Genomic DNA, 16,086 nt, shown 5'->3' on the forward strand with positions numbered 1-16,086 from the left:
TCCTCGGCGCCATGGCCGAGGACCGCCGCCCGGACCCGGTGACTCCCCAGCCCGGCGCGGGAGTTCGGATCTCCGCACCCGTCCCGTCGGAACGCATCCGTCGAGCAGTTCTGGTTCAGCGCCCGGTCCGGACGCGGTCCGAGCCTCGTGAATCCGAAGAAATTCCTGCTCACAGGCCTTCCGTGCGACCTCAGGGCTGCCTTATCTTCTCCATCCATGCCCCTTGCCGATGATCAGCGCGGCGGCCGTCTGCTCGCCGGCGTCGCATCCCTCACCACCGCGGTCGTACTCGCGGTCCTCTGTGCCGCCCTCGGCCTTGTCGACGGGACCGGACTGTTCGCCCCGGAGAACTGGCTGGACGCGGGTTTCGTACCCGGCAACGCCACGAGCCCTGCCTGGGCCACCGTGGTGTTCCTGCCTCTGCTGATCGCCGGCAGCGCGGTGTCCGTCCACCGGCTGGTGCGCGCAGCGGCTCCCGAGGCGAAGGCACGATGGGTCTTCGGCGGGGTCTGGTCGAGTCTGGTCCTGGTCGCGTTCCTGGCGAAGCTGGCCTACAGCGTGCTGCTGCTGGCGATCGCCGGACCGGGCGGGCTGCACATCTTCCCGACGGCCGGGGCGTTGCTCGCCGAGTGCGGGCTGACCGGCGCGAAGTACGCCGTGTTCGGGCCGCTGGTCGCGGGCTTGACGGCGGCGTCGTACCGGATCGGCGTGTGGCGCCTCCGCCGCACGGCCGCAGAGGTCGGCAACGTGGGCAAGGCTGCCGAGGCGGGCAAGGGCGCCGGGGGCGACACGGTCGGCGAGGTAGGCGAACGCGCCGGGAGTGACGAGCGTGCCGAGGGCGCCGGGGCCGGTGAGGGCGGCAAGCGCACCGGGCGTCGCGCGGGGGCACCGCGCGCCGGTCTCGACCCGGTCGCCGGGTTCGCCTGGCTGCCGGCCGGTGCCGCCGTGGCGCTCCAGGCGGGGACCGGTGTGTTCGCCTGGGCGGCCGGACCGATACCCGGCGGCCTCGTGACGGCGACGCTTCTGAGCGGAGTCACGGCGGTCCTCGCCGGCATCGGGCTCTGGCGCCGCGTGGTGTCGCCCGGCCTGACCCGAGCACGTACCGGCGTGACACTGTGGTCGCTCGCGACCACCCTCACCGCTGCGGGCGTGCTCGGATGCGTGCCCCTGTGGATTCTCGACGGGTGCCTGAACGGTTTCGGCGGGGCACTGTTCCCGGTCGCGTCCGTCCTCGTACGGGTCGCGGAGGGCGTGACGGCGGGCGTGTGCGCGGGCGTCGTGTGCGTGCCCTGGGTCGCTGAACTGGCGTGGCGGCGCCGGACGGAGCCCTCGCCCGGTGGCGGCCTCGCCTGGGTCGTCCGATGGGCGCCGCCCGTCGCCGTGGCCGCCGTGTTCGCGCTCGCCGCCGGCACCCTGGTACCGGGGCCCGCGGTGGCCGCCGTCGGCGCGCAGACCCAGGTCGCGGGCCGCGACCGGAACGGGCTGTTGCCGCTGACGGTGCTGCGCGAGAACGGACAGGCCCCGGTGATCGGCGACAGCCAGGGGCGGCAGGTGCTGCTCCGCGGTGTGAACGTCAATCAGCTCATCGACTACGGACAGCCCGACCCGGCCATGCCCACGGTGTGGCCGCTGAAGGACTCCGACTACGCCCAGATGGAAACGTACGGGTTCGACGTCCAGCGCCTCGCCCTGTCCTGGTCGGCCCTGGAGCCGAAGCGGGGCGTCTTCGACGAGGCGTATCTCGCGCGGATCCGCACCGCGGTCGACCAGGCCGCCGACCACGGCATCCACACCGTCCTCGACATCCACCAGGACACCTTCTCGAAGTACGTCAGCGCGGCTCCGGGAACGCGCTGCCGCGCCAACGCCTCACCGGAGTTCGGCAACGACGGCGCCCCGAAATGGGCGACCCGCACCGACGGCGCCAAGGCCTGCGGCTTCCTCGGGCGCGACCTCTCGCCCAACGTGCAGCAGGCGTTCACCAACCTCTACGACGACACCGACGGCATCGGCACCGAGTTCGCCCGCATGTGGGGCCGCCTCGCCAAGATCTTCGCGGACGATCCCGCGGTCGCCGGCTACGACCTCCTCAACGAGCCCGGCCCCGGCAACGCGCCCGGCGTGACCTCCTCGATCCTGCTCGGACGTCTCTACCAGCAGGCGATCACCTCGATCCGGGCCGCGGAGTCGAAGGTGGCCGGCGGCTTCCACCACCTGGTGTTCTTCGAGCCCTCGATCCTGTGGTCGGGACTCGGCTTCGACACCACCCCGCCGGCCGGGTTCGCCGACGACCCGCTGCTCGTCTTCTCGCCCCACCTCTACAGCGAGTCGATCACCATGGACCAGGGCCTGGGCGTCACGCTGACCTCGATCGAGCAGGGCTACGTCGCCGCCGAGCGCACCGCGCGGGCGTACGGGGCACCGCTGTGGTCGGGGGAGTGGGGATGGTTCGGTGAACCCGAGGACTTCCGCGCCCGGTTCGACCGTTTCCTGGACCGGCAGAACACCGACGTTCTGGGCTCGGCGATCTGGGTGTGGAAGAAGGCCTGCGGCGATCCGCAGAACGACCCGGAGGCCACCACCTCGGGCGGCGGTGTCGTGCTGTACACGTGCCCCGACGGCAAGCCGCTGGCGAGCCCGGCCTTCGAGACCACGGCGCTCTCCCAGGCGTACCCCCGCAGCGCTCCCGGCCGCCTCAGCTCTCTGCGGTCCTCCCGCACCGAGCGGGACCTGAGGCTGTCCGGCTCCGGTACGGGCACGCTGGACGTGTGGGTGCCCGGCCCGGGCCGCCCCGACGCCGAGGGCAGCGGCCTCACCGGCATCCGGACGACGGAACAGCCCGGCGGCTGGCGCCTCACGGCGCGCACCTCCGGTCGCTACACCCTCCACGTGGCGTAGGAGCAGCCGTCGACCGCCGGCCGGTCGAGTGACGGCCGTCGCCCGCCACATGACCTGGTGACATCCTTCGGCCGGTCAGCCTCGGTGGCGGGCCGGCCGGCGCCACCAGGTCGTCGCACGTTCGTCGGACGAGACGCGCGACGAAACGCGGCACGCGACGAAGGGCCGGGGGCGGACGCGGGACCGGACGTGCTCAGCCCGTGGTCCAGCGACGCAGCTTCTCGGGGTTGCGCATGACCCAGATGTGTCTGATCCGGTCGCCCGCGACCTCGAACGCGAGCACCGTCACGATGACGCCGTCCTGCTGGGCCACCAGGCCCGGCTGACCGTTGACGGTCCGTTCCAGGAGCGTCATGCCGTCCCGCCTCCGGTCGGCGAGCCCGGCCCACGCGTGCGCGATCCGCTCGCCGCCCTCGATGGGGTGCAGGAAGCTCTGGGCGAGACCGCCGCCGTCGGCGATCGCGGTGGCGTCCGGGTCGAGCAGGCCGATGAGGGCGTCGATGTCCTTGGCCTCCCACGCCTCCTTGAAGGCACTGACGACACCGGTGTTCCGGGCCGCCGGGGCCGCGAGCGGCCGGGCGGACCGGACACGGCGACGGGCCGAGGAGGCGAGCTGACGGCACGCCGCCGGCGTACGGCCGACGATCTCCGCCACTTCGGCGAACGAGTGGCAGAAGACATCGTGCAGGACGAACGCGACCCGCTCGGCCGGGGTCATCGATTCGAGCACGACCATGAAGGCCAGACCGACCGACTCGTCCAGGGTGACCCGGTCGGCCGGGTCGACGACGGCACCCCCCGGCCGCCCGCTGATCCACTCCGCGCGCCCGGGCAGCGGCTCGGGGATCCACTCACCCACGTAGGTCTCCCGCCGGACGCGTGCCGAGCCGAGCACGTTGAGGCAGACGCGACTGGCGACGGTCGTCAGCCACGCCCCGGGGGACTCGATGGCGTCCTGCTCCTGACGGGACATGGCGTACCAGCGGGTGTACGTCTCCTGGACGGCGTCCTCGGCCTCGGTCAGGGAGCCCAGCAGCCGGTAGGCGAGATTGATCAGGTGACGCCGCTCGCTCACGATCGCGTCCAGGCCCGGATCGGGCCGGCCCTGCCCCGGCTCGGATCGGGTGGTCATGGTGTCGACAACTCCCTCGGTCGCGTCCGCTGTCACCCCTTCGACAAGACAGCGCCCCGGAATGTGAGGCCGGAGCGGCACCTCACATCGCGCGGGCCTGTCTTGTCGAAGGAGGTGAGACCGACACAGGACACATCATCCAGCGGACTGGAAGGCCGGAGACATCATGACTGCCTCGACCCCGGAGACCACGCAGACGCATGCGCCCCGGACGACCCGGGAGACACCTGCGACCCCGGAGCCTTCCTTCACCACCCCGGCCACCGACGAGCGACTGGAGCGCGTGGCCGCCGCGCTGAAGGAGAAGAACTTCGACGTCGAGATCCTCGACGACGCCACCGCGGCGCGGGCCCGCGTCAAGGACCTGATCCCCGAGGGCGCCGCCGTGTTCACCGTGGCCAGCGAGACCCTCCGCCTGTCCGGCATCGAGGAGGACATCAACGACAGCGGGCGGTACGACTCCGTCAAGGCACGCGGAACGGCCATGGACCGGGCGACCCAGATGGCCGAGATCTGGCGGATGCTCGCCTGCCCCGACGTCGTGGTGGGCAGCGTCGCCGCGGTCACCGAGACCGGCTCGCTGGTGGCCGCGTCCGCCAGCGGAAGTCAACTGCCCGCCTACGCGGGCGCCGCGCCCCGGGTGATCCTGCTGGTCGGAGCGCAGAAGGTGGTGCCCGACCTGGACACCGCGCTGCGCCGTGTCGACGAGTACTGCGTCCCGCTCGAGGACGAGCGCGCCAGGAAGGTCTACGGCGTGCCGAGCGCGCTCAATCGCCTTCTCGTCCTCAACGCGGAACCCCATCCGGGGCGCGCCACCGTCCTGTTGCTCCGGGAGGCCATCGGATTCTGAACCGCCGGGAGCCGACTGCCCCACGGTCACATCACCTCGTGCCGTCCGCCCCCGGGACGCCCAGGCGCTCGGCCCACTCACCCTCCGGCGACCAGAGGCGCGTGCCGCCGGAGGGGCCGGCTCCCGTGCCGCCGGGGAGTGCCGGGCCGGATACTCCGCCGTCGCGGGCACCGGCGTTCCCGCCGGCCGCGACCGGCCGGTCGTCCCGGTCCGTGAGCCGGAACCCGACCGTGTAGGTCCGGGCGACCGAACCGTTGGCCGAGGTCACCCTGACGGTACGGCTGGTGAACCGGGATCCGGTCGACGAGAGGACCGACCCACCGGCGGTGACCCTCACCCGCGCGCCGGACTCGGCCGGTACGGCGGAGACGGCCGGGATCCGCTTGTTCTTCGGCCAGTCGACGACGTACGTGGACACCTCCGGATCGAAGCCGTCGATCGGGACGCCGCCCACCCTGATCGCGTCGGCGTCGGCGACACTCGCCTTGGTGGCGTCCACGAAGTCGGTCACCGTGACCGACCCGTCCGCGCCCACGACGACGTGTGCCGCCATGGCGGCCGCCAGGTTGATCCGCTGCCAGCTCGCTCCGCCGTCCGCGGTGAGGTCGAGCGGATACCCGGAGTCCGTCGCGGTCTGCTCCAGGACCTGGACGCGCTGCTCGGTGGTCAGGTCCGGGAAGGCCGTGATCAGCAGGGCCGCCGCGTCGGCCGGTGTCCTGAGCGTCTGCCCGGCCTTCGCGACCTGGGAGAACCCGTAGGTGAGGCGCCGTGTGTACAAACCGACGTCCTGCGTCGCGCTCAGGCCCGCGTAGGAGTCGCCAGCGCAGGCCGTGAGCGAGTCGCCGTACCCCTCCTGCTCGCACCGCGCGAGCAGCACGTTCTCGATCTCGGTGTGGGCCTGGAGCAGCAGCTTCCGGAAGTCGGGGTCCGCCCAACGGTGGGCCACGGTGGCCTGTCCCGTGATGCGGCCGCCCATGACGTCCAGGGGGTAGTGGAACCCGAGGACGACACGGTTGTCCCCATATTCCGAGGTGCGCGCGAGGATCGACGGTGCCAGTTCCGGCAGGAGCGTGGCGAGCACGGTCCCGGCCTCGTACCCGCCGTAGGTGTGGCCGCTCGGGTACGAGCCGCTGGTCGCGAGACCGCTGTACGAGCCGTCCTGCGACTCGCGGACGGCACCGCCGTCACCGACGAACCCGAGCCGTACGTAAGGACGTCGGTAGTCGTAGTGGTTCTTCGCTCCGTCGACCTCGTCGAGGCCCTGGGTGACGCGGGAGAACAGGGCGCTCGTCTTGGGCAGTCGGCCGTCGCTCAGGGCGTCGCCGTAGATGCGGCCGAGCCGGGAGCCGAGGCCGTCGGCCAGCGTGACGGTGGCGCTGTGTGTCGCGTCCACCTCGGCGCGGTCCACCTCCTTCTGCGTGGCGGCGTTGTTGACGGCCAGGGCGGTTCTGTCGTTCTCCGCGGTGGGCGAAGTGCCGTTCGGGACCTTGGTGTTGGTGCCGAGGACGTCGGTGTGCAGATCGTCGAATCCGTTGAGCAAGGTGTCGAAGTAGTCGCTTCCGTCGCCGGTCGTCGGCCAACTGTCCGACGTGTAGGTCGCGTTCAGTGTGTCGTCCGGGAAGGGGGACGGCTGGTACGCGGGGTCGGAGGCGTCCGCCGGGTCCGCTGCCGGCTCCGAGGCGGGCGCGACGGGGTCGGCCGAGGTTCCGGCCAGGGTGACCGCGGAGACGGTCGCCGTATGTGCCTTCGCCTTGCCGACGGACGCGAGGAGGGCGGTGGTTGTCGTGGCGGGAACGTGGGCGGTGGTTCCGTCGTCGAGGGCCACGGTGTAGCCGATGACCGGGAATCCGCCGTCGCCGGCCGCCCGCCAGGTCACGCGGACGCGCTTGCCGTCGGTGATCACGCTCGTCACGGCCGGCTTCTGCGGCCTGCCGCCGCCGGTCACGACGGGGGCCGTGGCGGGGCTCGGCCGTGAGGCGCCGACGGTGTTCACCGCCCGGACGCGCGCCGTGTACGACCTGCCGTCCCGCAGCCAGGTGAACGTGGTGCGCCGGCTGCCCGGATCGTGGATCTCGACCTGGTGGCCGTCGTCGAGGGTGACCTCGTAGCCGGTGACCGGTGAGCCGCCGGTGTCCCCGGGTGCGGACCAGGCGACGGTCACGCTCGTGCCGGACGAGGTCGCCGACACGTCCGCGGGCGCGGCGGGAACCGCCTTCGGCCTGGTGGTGAGCGCGGCCCGGGCGTGGTCGAGCGCGCCGTACCGTGCCGTGAGGGTCGCGTCGGAGGCCGCCGTGTCCGCGACCGCGGTCCTGGCCGCGGCGAGTGCCTCGGTGAACGCCGTCCACGAGGTGGCCGTGTAGCGCGCGTCGTCGAGGGCCGACGCGGTCGCGACCAGGTCCTCCAGCCGCAGCCTCGGGAGCGGGATCAATTGCCGGGCCGCGAGAGTGAGACGACGGGTCTGGGTGTCGACCTCGAGCTGGGTCACGGAGTCGGCCTCGGCGAGGGTGCGTGCGGCCGCGAGTTCGCGCCGGAACACACCGAAGTCGATCGTGTCGTAGCGCTCGGCGTCGGCGGAGAGTCCCGCGTACTGGTCGATCGCCTTGCGCAGGGCGGACTTGTCCGTGACGGCGGGCGCCTCGACATGGGTGAAGGTGATCCGCCCCAGGTTCGCGACGTACGGGTGCGAGGAGTCCGGGGTGGTCACCAGCCGCAGATGGACGGCGTGCGTGCCGGTGATCGACTTCGGCAGGGTCAGGCTCGTCGTCCCTCCCGACGACCACGCGGCACCCGTGACCGGCAGGGGGACGGTCGCGTACGGCGTCCCGGGGGCAGCCGCGTCGAAGGAGTCCAGGTAGAGCTGGACGGCCGAATCGGGGCCGCAGCGGGCGGAGTTGTTGACGTATGTGATCGTGACGGTGCTCTTCGCGGAGCCGCCGAAGTCGAGGTCGCCGTAGTCGAGCCAGGCCCCGTCGTAGGTGCCGCCGAGATCGGTGGTGGATCCCGCGCCGGTCCAGCCGGCCGGCTCGCTCTTGAGTCCGCCGCCGCTGTTGGAGTGGAACGCGGTGGCGTCGAACGCCGAGGGCGTGTCGGCCTCCTGACCGAGTGTCAGTGAGTAGACATTGGCGACGTAGGGCTGCGAGGCCGTCTGCGTACGGGAGACGAAGTCGGCGTACACGTCCTGGACGCCGGTGAACACGCCCGGATCGAGGCGCACGGTGGTGGTGGCGACGGTTCCCCAGCCCGATCCGCTGTAGTCGAGCGGGATGTCGACGCTCTTCGGGCCGTCCTTCGAACCGAGGTGCAACTCGATGCGCGAGTCCGACGCCGCGCGCGACTGGGGCTTGTCGTAGCGGACGGTGACCGTGTCGGCGCCGTCGCGGAGGTCGGTGTCCTTCCACTCGGCCCACGCGCCGTCGGTCGTGTTCTCGAAGATGCCGTTCGCGAGGTTGAGCGGGAGCGAACCACCGCCGCTCGTGGTGCTGTTGGGCGCGGTCAGCGTGGCGAGCGTGGTCGCGGTCGACGAGGAGGCCTCGTACGGAGAGAACTGGTACCGGTCGAAGTTCGACACCCACTGCTGTCCGGACGGGGCGTGGAAGACGAACGTCGCGCTCGACGCGCCCAGGAGGGCGTCCGGGTCGGTGACGGCCGCCTGCACCGTGCTGTAGTACTGCCAGCCGCCGGTTCCGGGGAGCCGGACGGTCGCGACGACGGGGCCGTCGGCGGCGCCGGCGTGGATGTCGACGCTGCTCGGATTCGCCGTGGTGGCCTGCGCGTTGGCGTAGCGGACCGAGACGCTGCGCGGTGCGACCCCGCCGAAGTCCAGCTCGGTGAACCGCTCCCACGCCCCCTCGGTGACGCCGCCGAGGTCGCCGTCCGAGTAGTACGCCTCGCTCACGAGGCTGGGGCCCTCCTTCTGGTCGGGGTCCTCGGCCTGGAGGACGGCGTAGCCGCCCTCGTCGATGGTGAGCGCGTCGGCGGCGGACCGCAGGGCGTCGTCCGCCGCCATGATCGCGCCCGTCGTGGAACTGCCGTCCCCGAGGACGGTCCGCGCGCGCTCCAGCGCGGCCCGGAACACCGTCCACGAGCCGTCGGAGTAGTTGCCGGTGCGCACCGGTGAGGCCTGGTCGACGAGCGCGTCCAGCGCCTTGCGGTGCACCGCGGCGGCGGAGAGCAGGAGCGGGTCGGTCGGCGAGATCCCGGTGCCGCGCACCGTCGAGGCCCGGGCGCCGTGGGCGAAGGCCGCGTCCTGGAACGTGATACCGAAGCGCGCGTCGGCCCGGGTGCCGCCGCTCAGTGACAGCGTCGCCGTACGCGAGCCGCTGACGCGGAGATCCGCCGTGACCCCGCCCGGCAGGCCCGTCACGGTCGCCGCACCCGTCCTGGTCAGGCTGGTGCCCTTGCGGGCGGCGAACTCCGCGGGTCCGGACAGGGTGAGCTTCACACCGCCGTCGACGGTGCCGTCCTCCCGCGTGTCCACGGTGCCGGGGGCGGCGGAGACGACGGTGTCGCCCCGGCCCGCTCCCGTGCCGCCGCCACCCGTGTCACCCGCGTCGGTGTTCAGCGAGTAGGCGGGCTTCGTCCTCGTGCCCCACGCGGAGGGCTTGGAGCCCATGGTGAATTCCAGGGTCCCGCCCGAGACGATCCGCGAATAGTCGAGCCAAGTGTCGCCGAACCGCGCGCCGTTGAGGGTCGCGCTCTGCACGTAGTAGTTGTCGGGCGAGACCCCGTCGGCCTTCACCGTGAACCGGGCGCCGTTCGCGTAGCGGATCGTCGTGGAGTCGAAGAAGGGACTGCCGATCTGGAACTGGCTGGAACCCGCGGTCACCGGGAACAGGCCCAGCGCGGCGCCGACGAACATCGTCGACATGGTGCCGGCGTCGTTGTCCATGGTCGGCAGGAAGCCCTTGGGGGAGAGCTTGTAGACCTGGGTCCTGACCGGCGGGCGGAACTCGCCGCCGGAGCTGGGGGCTTCGTTCGAGGAACCGGTCGCGATGTAGCGGTTCCAGGTCATGCCGGTGTAGATCGCGCGCACCCATTTCTGCGTCAGGCTCGGTTCACCGACGTAGTTGAAGAGGTAGGGGGCCTGGAGGTCGATCTCGTTCGCGTTGGAGTGCAGCATCGTCGAGCCGTCGTCGGCGCCGGAGTCCTCGCCGAACATGTGCTCCACGGCGGCCTTGCCCGCCTTGGCGCCGCCCATGGCCTCGATGAGGCCGCCCATGTCGTAGGCGTCGTACCAGTGGTACTGCCAGAGCGTGCCCTGGTAGAGGCCGGCCGCCTCGAACTTCTCGTGGTCCGCGCTCTGCCAGTCGCCGTTCGCGGCGCGCGGGGTGAGCAGACCGACCCCGGTGCCGTCGGCCGCGGTCCAGGCGCCGGACCTCACGAGGTGGTCGATCGCCATGGTCGACTGCGTACGCAGCTTCTCCGCGTCGGCCTTCTTGCCGAGCGCGTCGGCGATGACGGAGAGCGCCCACTGGTCGTAGCCGCGCTGGACGGTCGTACCGGGATCCCCGGTGACGTAGCCCTGCCGCAGCTGCGCCCCCGTGTAGTACCCGGCGTACGACAGCAGCGCGGGGTAGGCCTCGTCGAGCCGGTCGAAGTCCTTGTAGCCCTTGGACAGCGCGTCGGCGACGAGGACGGCCGAGCGCTCCCAGCGTACGGTCGGGACCGAGTGGGTGAGGCTGCCGAGGCTCTTGCCGGCGGTGTGCGCGTCGGCGAAGAGTTCGACGAGCGACTGCACCATGTCCCGGTAGGTGGACGGGTCGATGTACGCCTCGACGGAGTACTTGCGGAAGTCGTCCCAGGTGGACCAACCGTCGTAGTACGTGAAGCCGTTGGTCTTGTGCACCGCTCCGTCCACACCGCGGTACGTGCCGCTGGTACTGGTGGCGTTCACCGGCAGCGCGTACATGCGGTAGAGGTGCGTGTAGAACTCCTTGGTCAGCGTCGACCCGGGATCGGACTGCGCGGAGGCCTGTACGTCGACGGCGCCGAGCGCGCGGTTCCAGTCGGCCCGCGTCCGCGCGCGCGCCTGGTCGAAGGTGAGGTGGCCGACTTCGCCGAGCTGGTCGGTCGCGGCCTGTTCGGCGCTGATCGGTGACAGGGTGACGCGCAGTTCGATGTCGTCCCCGGCGGACGGGGCGAACGCGAGGACGGCGCCGGTGTCCCTGCCGTCCTGAGCCGTCGCGTCGCTCAACCTGCCGTCGTCGCCCCAGCTCTTGAGCGAGGCCACGGGGACGTTCGTGGTGGCGTGGTAGAAGAGCTGGTACGACGCGCCGTTGAAGGACCCCGCGATGAGCCCGCTGATCGAGGCGGTCCCGTCCGGGAGCGTCGTCGCCTTCAGGGTCGAGCGGGTGCGGCTGGTGAAGTTGTTCGCCAGGTCGAGGACGAGTTCGGGGTTCGACCCGGAGGGGAAGCTATACCGTTCCAGCGCCGTGCGCGTCGTCGCGGTCACCTCGGCCTCGATGGTGCCGGAGTCCCGCGTCACCGACGAGGCGGTCCCGGACACGGCTCCGAGCCCGACCTGGTAGGAGCCGGGTGTCGCGCTCTCGTCGTCATGGCTGTACGTGTGCGCGTACGTGCCGGGCGAGGGGCGCTTGTCGTAGTGGACGGACGTCGGGACGACGAGCAGGTCACCACCGCCTCCCGAGCCACCGACGCCGTCGAGGTCCGTCGCCGTGAACCCCGCGATGTGGTCCTCGTCGTAGTCGTACCCGGAGTGGTTCCGGTCCGGCGTGGTCATCGGGTTGACCTTGGCCAGACCGTGCGGCGCCTGGGCCCCCGGCAGGTCGTTGCCGTCGTCGCCCGCGGTCGACACGAAGGGGTCGACGAGCTTCGTGTAGTCCGTGCCGTCGGTTGCCTCGGCGGACGTCGTTGCCGTGACGGGGAAGGGCACCGCGGCGGCCGTACCGCCGACGGGCGCGGCGAGGGCGAGCGCCCCGGTGAGCAGGGCGACGACTGTCGCGCGCACCGGCCTGCGGCCGCGTCGGGCGGTCCCCGGAAGGATCACGCGGGGCACGGGGGGACGGGATCTGTTGGGCACGTGACCTCTCCAGCGTCGCTCGTACGCACGCACGATCCGGCAGGCCTCACCGAGAGACAACGTTGTCAGTCCGGGGTGCCGGGCGTGCGACCCGGGTGAGACGGCAGTGGACACACAGAATGGCACTCCTGCGCCGGATTGCACCCTGTCGTGTTCACGACCGCCCGCCATCAGACACGGGCAACGCGTACGGCGGGCGAACGACGTGCGTACGGTGAGCGCGCACCCGACGCCGTGAAGGCGGCGGCCGGGGGAGCGGCACGGCCGGTCGGCGGCCGAGTGGCCTCAGTCGTAACGGAGTTTCATCCAGGAGTAGAGGCTCATCGGAACGGTGAGCGCGCCCCAGAGGATCAGGAAGACCGTGAGGGTGTTGTAGCCGTTCAGAAAGCCGAGGACGAAGACCAGCGCGCATTGGCCGACGACCCAGCGCCCCGCCACCTTCAACTCGGACAGGTCATCCGAGAGTTCCCCGCGACGGAAGAACCACATCCAGACCATGTAGGTGCCGCCCAGCGACATCGCCGCGCCCACGACGAGGCCGTAGCCGTCCAGCAGCAGGCTGAATTCGGGGGAGTCCTCGGTTCGGTGGGTGTGGCCGCGCACGGTCATCGCCGTGATGGTCCGCGACCAGACCGTGACAGTGACATGGTCACCGGAGTGCAGGTGGTAGAAGGCGACCGGCGGGTCGTCCAGCGTGACGTCGCCGCCGATGGGATCGTGCCCCTTCAGAGTGACCCGTACGGCGTGCGATCTGCTCCCCCCGGGGTCGGAGGAGGCGACGACGGCCGTCGTCCTGTGGAGGCACGCGGCATCGAGGTCGTCACGGTCGGTACCGGCGCAGGGGGCCGCCGAGTGGAACCGCCCCGAGATCGACAGGTCGTCGACCAGGGTGAGAACGCTGCCGAGCGTCAGGAACACCCCTGATGCCGCGAGCGCGATGAAGCCCACGCTGCGAAACCAACTCCGAGTCCAGAACCGTCGGCGCACGTCGTCAGCCACGTCTCGTTGGACATCCGCCTCGTTCCGAGGGTTGTACGGCTGGATCTCCGGGGCCCCGTCACCCCGGCACTCGACGTCGCTCCTGGCGTGGCAGAGTATGCGTGTGCCCACCACTGATGCCGCCCGTGCCGCCGACGCCGTCGATGTCTCCCGCGCCGTGAACGCGGCCGAGGCCGCCCATGACGAGCCCGGTCACCTCATCGACCTGCGCAGCGACACCGTCACCCGGCCCGGCGAGGCGATGCGCCGGGCGATGGCCGAGGCCGAGGTCGGCGACGACGTCTTCGGTGACGATCCCACCGTCAACGCGCTGCAGGAGCGGATCGCCGGGCTGCTCGGATTCGAGTCCGCGCTGTTCGTCGCCTCGGGCACACAGAGCAACCTGTGCGCCCTGCTGACCCACTGTGGCCGCGGAGACGAGTACATCGCCGGCCAGATGGCCCACATCTACCGGTGGGAGGGCGGCGGCGCCGCCGTACTCGGAGGCATTCAGCCCCAGCCGCTGCCGCATCGGGCGGACGGGACGCTGGACCCGCTGGACATCGCGGCGGCCGTGAAGCCGGACGACGCGCACTTCGCCCGCACGCGCCTGCTCTGCCTGGAGAACACCATCGGTGGGCGTGCCGTATCGATGGACTACCTGAAGACCGCCACGCATCTGGCCCGCGAGCACGGACTCGCCACACACCTGGACGGGGCACGGCTGTTCAACGCCGCGGTGGCCGGCGGGGGCGATCCGTACGAGCGGGCACGGCTGATCGCCGGCCACTTCGACAGCGTGTCGGTCTGCTTCAGCAAGGGCCTGGGCGCGCCGGTCGGCTCGGCGCTCGTCGGATCCCGGGAGTTCGTGGCCGAGGCGCGGCGCTGGCGCAAGGTCCTGGGCGGCGGGATGCGGCAGGCCGGCGTCCTGGCGGCCGCGGCACTTCACGCGCTCGACCACCAGGTGACACGGCTCGCCGACGACCACGCGCACGCCGCGCTGTTCGCCGAGGGCCTGAAGGACGTGGACGGGCTGACCATGGAGCCCAGCGGGACCAACATGGTCTTCGCGGCTTCCGCCGTCGGCGTCGACACCGACGAGGTGCGCGACCGACTGGCCCGTCGTGGCCTGCTGTGCGCGGGATACCCGGGCCAACTGCGGTTCGTGTTCCACCTGGACGTGACGCGAGCCGACACGGAACGCGCGGTGCGGATCGTGCGCGAGACCATGACGGAGATGGTGACGGGCTGATGCCCACGCGCTGAGGTGCGCGCGTCGGCCCACCGGCCCCGGCCCTGTGTGACTGAGGTCTGTCCGTCAGTCCACTGGCCTGCGCCCCTGTGTGACTGAGGTGCCCGCGTCACCGGCCTGCGGCCCTGTGTGACTGAGGTGCCCCGTCACCGGCCTGCGGCCCTGTGTGACTGAGGTGCCCCGTCACCGGCCTGCGGCCTGTGTGGCCGAGGTGTGCGTGTCAGTCCGCCGGTCTCCGGCCTGTGTGGCCGAGGTATGCGTGTCAGTCCGCCGGCCTGCGGCCTGTGTGGCCGAGGTGCCCGCGTCAGTCCACCGGCCACGTGTGGACCGGTGCGTTGAGGTGCATGTAGTCGATGTACTGCCGCGTCATGCGCCGCAGGGCCTCGTGACGGCCGCAGTGGTCCGTCGACTCGAAGCGGTGCAGCATCTCCTTCTGCCAGACGGCTCCGTTGCGCGCGGTGACGCACCGCTGCTCGATGATGCCGAGCAGCGGTTCCCGCCAGGCCTCGTCCATGCCCGTGAGCTCCAGGCCCTTGTGGGCGAGCGGCAGCAGCCGCCGCAGGACGAGTTCGGGCGCCGGCACCTCGCCCGCACCGGGCCAGTACAGACGGGCGTCGATCCCGTGCCGCGCCGCCGTGTGCAGGTTGTCCTCGGCGGCCGAGAAGGACATCCGCGACCACACCGGCCGGTCCTCCTCCACCAGCGCGCGGGTCAGACCGTAGTAGAAGGCGCCGTTGGCGAGGGTGTCGGCGACCGTCGGGCCCGCGGGCAGCACGCGGTTCTCCACCCTCAGGTGCGGCCTGCCGTGGTCGACGGCGTAGACGGGACGGTTCCACCGGTAGATCGTGCCGTTGTGCAGGGTGAGTTCGGACAGCTCCGGTGTGTCCCCGCGCTCCAGCGTCCCCGTCGGATCCTGGTCCTCGCACAGGGGCAGCAGTGCGGGGAAGTAGCGGACGTTCTCCTCGAAGAGATCGAAGACGCTGTTGATCCACCGCTCGCCGAACCACACCCGGGGGCGTACGCCCTGTGCCTTGATCTCCTGCGGGCGGGTGTCCGTCGCCTGCTCGAAGAGCGGGATACGGGTCTCGTGCGCCAGCTCTTTCCCGAACAGGAAAGGCGAGTTGGCCGCCAGCGCGACCTGGACCCCGGCGATCGCCTGCGCCGCGTTCCAGTAGTCGGCGAACTGCTCGGGGGACACCTGGAGATGGAACTGCGTACTCGTGCACGCGGCCTCCGGCGTGATGGTGTCCGCATACGTCCGCAGCCGGTCGACCCCGTCCACCTCGATGAGCAGATCCTCGCCGCGTGCCGCGAAGACCTGCTCGTTGATCAGCCGGTAGCGGGCGTTCTCCGACAGGGCCTCCGGTCCTACGTCAGACTCCCGCAGGGTGGGCAGGATGCCGATCATGATCAGATGGACGCCGATCGTCCTGGCACGCTCGTCCGCGTGGTTCAGGGCGGCGCGGATCTCCTGTTCCCAGGCGTCGGGACCACCCGCGACCAGCCGCCGGGGCGGAATGTTGATCTCCAGATTGAACCGGCCCAGCTCGGTGTCCCAGGCGGGATCCGCGATGGCGTCGAGCACATCGGCGTTCCGCATCGTCGGTTCGCCCTCGGTGTCCGTGAGGTTCAGCTCGATCTCCAGGCCCACCCGGGGCCGCTCCACGTCGAACCGAGACTCCCGCAGCATCTGTGCGAAGGCGTCGAGACAGTCCTGCATCTTGATCCGGTACTGGCGCCGGTCCTCGCGGGTGAAGACCAGCGCCGGAACGTCCCGTCCCATCGGCCCTCCCGGTGGCCCCACGAATACCTCTTCCCTCCAGCGTCGCACCATGGGGCGGGTCTGACCATGTGGAGCCCCTTCGGCGCCGTGGCGGGAGCCGACACCGGATTTCCCACGCGGTGACCACGCCACTTCGGAAGGTGACCGGCATCGT

At 71.3% G+C, this 16,086-nt stretch carries 7 protein-coding genes; 3 read left to right on the forward strand and 4 right to left on the reverse strand.

The genetic code is table 11. The features are described from left to right. Positions 1-216: 216 nt before the first annotated feature. A complete protein-coding gene (locus ACIQ7M_RS30805) occupies positions 217-2,898 on the forward strand; it encodes a glycoside hydrolase family 5 protein (protein ID WP_403650578.1) in 2,682 nt (893 codons plus the stop codon). 193 nt (positions 2,899-3,091) lie between these two features. On the opposite strand, the gene sigJ is transcribed toward ACIQ7M_RS30805, so the two are convergent. Continuing rightward, a complete protein-coding gene (sigJ, locus tag ACIQ7M_RS30810) occupies positions 3,092-4,030 on the reverse strand; it encodes an RNA polymerase sigma factor SigJ (RefSeq protein WP_403650580.1) in 939 nt (312 codons plus the stop codon). A 166-nt stretch (positions 4,031-4,196) separates the two neighbouring features. Between sigJ and ACIQ7M_RS30815 the strand changes: the two genes are divergently transcribed. Next, positions 4,197-4,880, forward strand: coding sequence for an LUD domain-containing protein (locus ACIQ7M_RS30815; RefSeq protein WP_403650582.1), 684 nt, complete (start codon positions 4,197-4,199; stop codon positions 4,878-4,880). 31 nt (positions 4,881-4,911) lie between these two features. On the opposite strand, the gene ACIQ7M_RS30820 is transcribed toward ACIQ7M_RS30815, so the two are convergent. Next, complete coding sequence (locus tag ACIQ7M_RS30820; RefSeq protein ID WP_403650685.1) at positions 4,912-11,886, reverse strand: glycoside hydrolase domain-containing protein; 6,975 nt, start codon at positions 11,884-11,886, stop codon at positions 4,912-4,914. Between the two features lie 318 nt (positions 11,887-12,204). Beyond that, complete coding sequence (locus tag ACIQ7M_RS30825) at positions 12,205-12,867, reverse strand: hypothetical protein (RefSeq protein ID WP_403650584.1); 663 nt, start codon at positions 12,865-12,867, stop codon at positions 12,205-12,207. Between the two features lie 154 nt (positions 12,868-13,021). On the opposite strand from ACIQ7M_RS30825, the gene ltaE reads away from it, so the two are divergent. Continuing rightward, positions 13,022-14,149: a low-specificity L-threonine aldolase gene (ltaE, locus tag ACIQ7M_RS30830; RefSeq protein WP_403650586.1), complete on the forward strand. Its 1,128-nt coding sequence runs from the start codon at positions 13,022-13,024 to the stop codon at positions 14,147-14,149. A 304-nt stretch (positions 14,150-14,453) separates the two neighbouring features. Here ltaE and ACIQ7M_RS30835 read toward each other — a convergent pair whose 3' ends face one another. Next, positions 14,454-15,932 carry a glutamate--cysteine ligase gene (locus ACIQ7M_RS30835; protein ID WP_403650588.1) on the reverse strand — a complete coding sequence of 493 codons (1,479 nt, stop codon included), beginning with the start codon at positions 15,930-15,932 and terminating at the stop codon, positions 14,454-14,456. Positions 15,933-16,086: the final 154 nt, after the last annotated feature.

The organism is Streptomyces sp. NPDC096324 (assembly GCF_044763015.1).
Lineage (GTDB): Bacteria > Actinomycetota > Actinomycetes > Streptomycetales > Streptomycetaceae > Streptomyces.